The following is a 6983-nucleotide window of genomic DNA, read 5'->3' on the forward strand; positions in this document are numbered from 1 at the left end:
ATGCAACAATTACACATTACTTACCAGTAATTGTTAAGCAAGTAACACAACTGTTTAACAGTACTGTTGGATTCTTTAGTCAAGGAACAAGCAATAGATTTATTGCAATGGCTGTCGACTTTATGGATAAATATAACATAAAGAAATATATGGATACAGGTGTTGACTTCCTTGTCTCTTCATTAACAAGTATGAGCAGTATTACTCTCAATGTATTTATTGCATTGTTATTGAGTTTCTTCTTCTCATTAAGTAAAGAACACTTAGTAAGTTTCACAAAAGGATTCAAACATAGTGCTATTGGTTTTATCTATGACGAAGTAGCATATTTTGGTTCTCGATTTGTCGGAACTTTTGGTAAAGTAATGGAAGCTCAGTTTATTATTGCGTTTTTCAATACATTAGCAACAACACTTGTTTTATGGTTACTAAACTTCCCTCAACTTGTTAGTCTTGCATTGATGATTTTTGTATTGAGTTTGATACCTGTCGCAGGTGTCGTCATTTCATTGATTCCATTAAGTATTATCGGTTATACAATTGGTGGAATTACAGATGTTATTTACATGATTATTACAGTTATTGTGATACATGCAATTGAGGCATATATTCTCAATCCGAAGATTATGTCTTCAAAAACAGAATTGCCGATTTTTTATACCTTTATTGTATTGATTTTCAGTGAGCACTTCTTTGGTGTATGGGGATTAATTATAGGTATTCCGGTGTTTATGTTCTTAGTAGATGTTATTGGTGCTAAACCAGAGCCAAAAGAAAAAAAGCCGATTATAAATAATATTACCAAAAAAATAAAACGAAAATAAAGCAAGGAAGCTAACATGACCTTCATCTTTTTTTCTTGCCAATAAAAAAGCCCAGACATAAGAGTCTGGGCTTTTTGTAATTTCTATAGTAGTTATTTTGTAGGTACAGACCACAAAAATTTGCCAATACGTTCATCAACACTATCATTTTCATGTAAACCAGAGTGAGTGCCGCTTGATCCTTTTACAATTTGTGTTTGCAAAGGGTTGTGTTTGAAAATATCTTCAGCAAGTAACGCACTTTCGAGTGTAACCGAACCATCTCCACCTTTTTCTTTATCGACATAACCAGCAACTATTAAAAAAGCAGTACTTTTTGGCAAAGTTTCAGACATACGTTGGGAAATTTTGCGCTGTGCTTTTTCTTCGTTGTTAATCTTTTTATTATAATCAGTCGGAGATAAAGGGACGCCGATATAAACCAGTTTATTAACAGTCGGACGTTCTTTATTGTCATGGTTTAAAGCTAAGTAGACAGTTAAAGAACTTCCACCCATTGAATGTGTGACGACGTTTATTTTCTTTATGTCATCTTCCTTATGTAGATAAGTCATGACATTTTTTATGTAACCAGCTTGCGTTTTTAAATTTTCCTTATTAGAAACAAAAATTACATTTATAAGTGGATTTTTTGCCGTTTTATCATAGGTTCCAATTGGAGTCACTGTTCCATCAGTGTCAACTCGAAGTGTTTGAGAAGTGGTTCCCCAACCGTACTTTGAGTTAAAACGATTAATCATTCCGCCGAATGAACGTTCATTACCATTAAATCCATGAATAAAGAGTGTAGGAATCTGTGTAGACTGAGCTTTGGGATAAGAAGGTTGTAGTGCAATCAATATTGAAATCATCACGGCAAAAGTAATTACAGGTATGAGACAATAAGAAAGCCAATTTCGTTTATTCATGATTCACCTCATTCTTTTAATACAATAATTATATCTTAATAATGAAACTTTGTGGTGTTTTTTTGTTTTAGAAAAGTAATTTAATTAAAAGGCTACTCTTTTAATTAAAATCATGTAAAATAAAGGGAATAACAATTAACAGAATTATCTAACTAAAATGGGGTGTTAGGGTGCGTGAAATAATTAAAGAGAGCCAGCGTATTGTTGTGAAAGTGGGAACTTCAACAATAATGTATTCGAATGGCAAAATCAATCTTCGTACAATTGAGCGATTGGTAAGAGTACTGGCGGATTTATCAAATCAAGGTAAAGAAGTAATTTTAGTATCATCCGGTGCAATCGGTGTTGGCAGCCATAAATTACAATTAAAGACGCCACCTGTAGAAATGGCAGAAAAACAGGCAATTGCAGCTGTAGGACAATCAGAATTAATGCACATCTATAGCAAACTATTTGGTGAATATGGTCATGTAGTTGGTCAAATATTACTCACACGTGATGTTATTGATTTTCCTGATAGTCGAAAAAATGTTACAAATACATTTGAGATGATGTTAAATAAAGGGATTATTCCAATCGTTAATGAAAATGATACCGTAAGTGTTAATGAAATTGAGCATGTTACACGTTTTGGCGACAATGATCAATTATCTGCGATTGTAAGTGAAGTCACAACGGCTGATTTACTTATTCTGTTATCGGATATCGATGGGTTATTCGATAGTGACCCTAATGTTAATCCAAACGCTAAACTTATCAGTGAGGTAAAAGAAATCACACCTTATATTGTTAATTTAGCAGGTGGTGAAGGAAGTCGCTTTGGAACCGGTGGTATGGTAACTAAAATTGAAGCGGCAAAACGAGTTGTGAACAATCAATCGAGAATGTTAATTACAAACGGAGCAGATCCTTATATACTCTATGATTTATTAGAGGGGAAAAACATAGGTACACTTTTTAGTAATGAATAGGAGGGAAACTGATGAGTGATTTAATTAAACAAGCTGAACAAGCAAAAAAAATGTCCTACCAACTAGCAATTTTAAGTACACCTGCTAAAAATAATGCTTTGAAAGCAATAGCAATAGCACTTCGTGAAGACGTTGCTTATTTGTTAAATGAGAATAAAAAAGACTTGGAAAGTGCGGAAGCAAATGGTGTTGCAAAACCGATGTTAGCACGCTTACTTATCGATGAAGCAGCAGTTGAAGCAATGGCTATTGGTGTAGAGCAGGTTGCAACCTTACCAGACCCTGTGGGCGAACGTGTGCAATCTTGGGTCAATGAAGCAGGGCTGCGTATTTCAGAAGAACGTGTACCTTTAGGCGTAATCGGAATCATTTATGAGTCACGACCTAATGTTACGGTTGATGCGGCTGCTTTGTGTTTGAAAACAGGTAATGCAACGATTTTACGTGGTGGTAAAGAAGCGATACATTCAAATCGGGCGCTTGTTAAAGTCATTCAAAAAGCGTTACAACCATTACAACTTGAATTTGCAGTCCAGTTAGTGCAAGATACATCGCGGGAAACAGCAAAAGAATTGATGAAGTTAAATGGTTTTATAGATGTATTAATCCCACGTGGAAGTGCGGGCTTAATTCAAACAGTTGTAAAAGAAGCAACAGTTCCTGTAATCGAAACAGGAACAGGAAATTGCCATATTTATATCGATCAATCAGCTGATTTAATGCAAGCAATTGAAATTGTTAGCAATGCAAAAGTGCAACGACCGTCCGCTTGTAATGCCGTTGAAACGGTATTAGTACATGAAGCAATTGCCGCTGAAATATTACCTCGTTTGGTAGGCACTTTAGAGGATCAAGGTGTTGAAATCCGTGGGGATGAAACAGTACAAGCAATTAAAGAAACAGTAAAAGAAGCAACAGTTTCTGATTATGAGACAGAGTTTTTAGATCTAATTTTAGCAATTAAAGTAGTACCCTCAACAACAGCTGCAATTGCTCACATTGCTCAGTATAGTACAAAACACTCAGAAGCAATCCTGACTAATTCTTATCGTGATAGCCAAGTATTCACGAAGGAAGTGGATGCTGCTGTTGTCTATGTCAACGCGTCCACTCGTTTTACTGATGGATTTGAATTTGGATTTGGTGCTGAGATAGGAATTAGCACTCAAAAACTACATGCTCGTGGACCAATGGGGTTACCACAACTGACATCTATTAAGTATGTTGTGAATGGTGAGGGGCAATTGCGCCGTTAACTCAGTCTTAAGTTGTAGATAAATATCATTCTGTAGCAGCTATAGTGATTACAAACTTATTGTTATACTTAGTATATTCACAAGAGTAAGGAGATAAGAACTATGCCAATTCTATTTATGCTTCTCGTTGTAGCGTTAGGAATTTTGTTGTTCCTCTCGTTTTGGTCAGTGTTGGTGATCTGTATCGGCCTAGGATTCATTTATTACGGGCTTCAACAGTTTAAAATCGCTAAAGGATGGGTAAAGTGGTTGCATCCGATTGTCGTTATTCTCGGTATCGGATTAGTTATTAGCCAGTGGAAATTTGCACTGTTTGTAACAATCGTGAGTGTTGGCTTTTACTATATTAACAAACACAAGCGAGCAAATGCTAAAAATCGAAATCAGAGTGTATTTGAATACAAACCTTAGGAGGAATTAGATATGAGAGATGTACGTAAATCAGTAGAAGATAAAGCACGCGGATTAAAAAAACAAGTAGAAGCAAGTGTTAATGATGTGGTACGCCAAGGTAAACAAACATGGCGTAAATGGCAATATGATGATATGCCGCAATTAGAATCATATGATCGTTATATTCGTAAAGTGAAACGCGATTTAAGTGATGTTGATTCGATTATGGCAAAAAAACGCGACTTAGCACTTGAAGTAACGGAACTTTATAACAACGCACAATCGCAATTGATTAAACGCACAGCACAAGCAGCTCAAGCTGCTAAAGAAGGCGAAACACGCCTAGCTGATTTAGCGAATAAAGAAGTTGCATTTTACGAAATTCAAGTAGAAAAATTAGAAAAACTTCAAGCTAAAATGACAGAAGATCTTAGTGTCTTAGAACAACGTTACTATGAAATCCAAGTGAAATGGAAAGACATTGAAGTAGAGCGTCTAGAGTTTGTAAGTGATACAACGCAAGAACGTGCAGAAGCTAAAATGGGTGAAGTTTTACACAACCTTTCATGGGGGTCAATCGAAGAAGCTGTTCAAAACGTTGAAAAAGAAGAGCTAGAAGAAGAAGTTAAAGAAGCAGAAACTAAAGATGCAACGACTTTAGATGAATTAATGGAGCAATTAGAAGAAAAATATCCTGATGCGCCAAAAGAAGAAACAACTAAAGAAGAAACAAAAGACTAAAATAATAAATAGAAAAGGGAGAGCATATGATATGCTCTCCTTTTTTTAGATGATATAGGTAAATACATAGAGCCCAATAAAAAGCCGCTAACTTGAAAATTAGCGGCTTTTTATTTTTATTATAGACAAAACCTCTAAAAATATCTTTTTTTGAATATGATTTAAGCGATTTTGACTAGGATATGATAAGGCTGAATAGAAACTGAGTGACGACCTGGAACAGTGTTTATCTTCAGTCTTAAGCCGCTGATTTTTAAGTTAGCAGCTTTCTTTCTATTTGATGTTGTGTGAATCTAGGAACTCAGTGACATCATTAGCAATTGTTTTAACTTGAGTGTGATGTAAGTAGTGAGGCCCTTTTAATATTTCAATTTTACCATTTGGATTTCCTTTAATTAATCCTTCGTGACCCGCTGTCCATGTGGTTGGATCGGCTTCATCACTTTCAGATGAGATGATGAAGAAAACAGGTAAATCTTTTGGAAGCGAGACTTTAGATGCTGATTTAAAGTTTTGTGTAAAACGCTTCGCTTCGTCACCAACATCCTCATTCATCATGTTGCGGTAACCTATGTATTTTACTTGATCCTTAACTTCTTGACTTGCACGTGGAGGTAACATTAAGGCATCTGGCATTATTGATGCAATTAAACGGTTGAAGCCCATTTTGTTAAGAGTTTGTAAGCTTTCAACAGGAATATCTTCCATCGGTTGTGTTGGGTAGCTGCTATCGATACCGATAAAAGCATTCACTTCATCCCCATAACGAGAAATATATTCTATTGCGTAAATACCAGCGATCGAATGTCCCATTAACGTATAATCTTTAATATCCAATTTTTGTAATACTTGGTGAAGTTCTTTGTTCATATTAGCTGTTGTACGTGGTGTTTCTGTGACATCACTCATACCGTAACCGAATGGTTCAACGATAACGATTTGATAATTTTTATCCAATAAACGACCTAACTCATCGTAATCATTACCTGGAGAAGGTGTGCCATATCCTGGTAATAAAACAATTGTTGGCTTGTCTTTCCCTTTACCAAGTGTCACAACGTTCATTTTATGACCACCATCAATAGTGACCTTTTGACCATAATCTTCAATTTTCTTAGCTTCACTCTTTAAAGCGAAGTAGTTAACAGTGAAGACGGTTGCAAAAAACAATACAACTAAGGCAATTAAGCCAATCAGAATTTTAATTGAAATACGTAAAGCCTTTTTAAAGAAATTTTTCATAAGTGGATTCCTTTCGTCACGTGCAATTATTTGTTGTTGCCATTGAGAATGTCTGCAATTTTAGTGAGTATGCTGTCATCGATGATTGGTACACCTAGGTTATCTAAAATTTGTTTAGCGACTAATATTTTGGAATTGAATTCTGCTATTGTAGCAGGATAAATCGCTGTTAAAAACCAAGTGCTTAAAACAAGCATGGTTATTTCGGATACAGCTTTTGGATTTTCTACTTTTAAAGAATCATCGGCGTTTCCTTCATCTATAAAAAAACGTATTTGAGGTGCCACAACTTCACTATTATTCAGTAATTGTTTTACTAAAAATTGGGGATTATTAATGAGTGATTGCGATTGAGCATAAAATTTTGCAAGTTCTTCATTAAAGGTAAGCGATACGAAAAAATGTTTTAATTTTTCTAGACCAGTCATATCGTCATGGGATTTGATGACTTCAAACATTTGCGTTTCTGGGAATAATCTTTGATTAACAGCTGCGATAATGGCGTCCTTAGAATCAAAATGGTGATAAATAGCACCACGAGAAAGACCATCTAAGTTAGCGACGATATCTTGAATCGTTGTTTTTTCATAACCTTTTTCAATAAATAAGGCAGTTGCGACTTGTATTATATGAGCAATTGTTTCGTCA

General features: G+C 35.3%; 8 protein-coding genes. 5 read left to right on the forward strand and 3 right to left on the reverse strand.

Annotated elements, in window-relative coordinates; genetic code table 11:
* Positions 1-824, forward strand: an 824-nt coding sequence (locus IKV95_RS10515; RefSeq protein WP_287451803.1) for an AI-2E family transporter, incomplete at its 5' end; no start/stop codon positions are given.
* 92 nt (positions 825-916) lie between these two features.
* Here the strand turns inward: IKV95_RS10515 and IKV95_RS10520 are convergent.
* Positions 917-1732, reverse strand: a complete 816-nt coding sequence (locus tag IKV95_RS10520; RefSeq protein ID WP_069118650.1) for an alpha/beta hydrolase — start codon at positions 1730-1732, stop codon at positions 917-919.
* 170 nt (positions 1733-1902) lie between these two features.
* On the opposite strand from IKV95_RS10520, the gene proB reads away from it, so the two are divergent.
* The 4 genes from proB to IKV95_RS10540 all read left to right on the forward strand — a co-directional run bounded on the left by proB (position 1903) and on the right by IKV95_RS10540 (position 5093).
* Complete coding sequence (gene proB / locus IKV95_RS10525; RefSeq protein WP_069118649.1) at positions 1903-2703, forward strand: glutamate 5-kinase; 801 nt, start codon at positions 1903-1905, stop codon at positions 2701-2703.
* Positions 2704-2714: 11 nt separating this feature from the next.
* Entirely contained in the window at positions 2715-3959 is a 1245-nt protein-coding gene (locus IKV95_RS10530; protein ID WP_287451806.1) for a glutamate-5-semialdehyde dehydrogenase, read from the forward strand.
* A gap of 102 nt (positions 3960-4061) precedes the next feature.
* A complete protein-coding gene (locus IKV95_RS10535; RefSeq protein WP_029090674.1) occupies positions 4062-4370 on the forward strand; it encodes a hypothetical protein in 309 nt (102 codons plus the stop codon).
* A 12-nt stretch (positions 4371-4382) separates the two neighbouring features.
* Entirely contained in the window at positions 4383-5093 is a 711-nt protein-coding gene (locus tag IKV95_RS10540; RefSeq protein ID WP_069118648.1) for a hypothetical protein, read from the forward strand.
* A 273-nt stretch (positions 5094-5366) separates the two neighbouring features.
* Here IKV95_RS10540 and IKV95_RS10545 read toward each other — a convergent pair whose 3' ends face one another.
* Entirely contained in the window at positions 5367-6335 is a 969-nt protein-coding gene (locus IKV95_RS10545; protein ID WP_029090672.1) for an alpha/beta fold hydrolase, read from the reverse strand.
* Between the two features lie 26 nt (positions 6336-6361).
* Positions 6362-6983 (reverse strand): TetR/AcrR family transcriptional regulator (locus tag IKV95_RS10550; RefSeq protein WP_287451809.1); only part of this gene is annotated, 622 nt, incomplete at its 5' end.

The sequence above is a fragment of the Brochothrix sp. genome (assembly GCF_017549435.1).
Classification (GTDB): Bacteria; Bacillota; Bacilli; order Lactobacillales; family Listeriaceae; genus Brochothrix; species Brochothrix thermosphacta.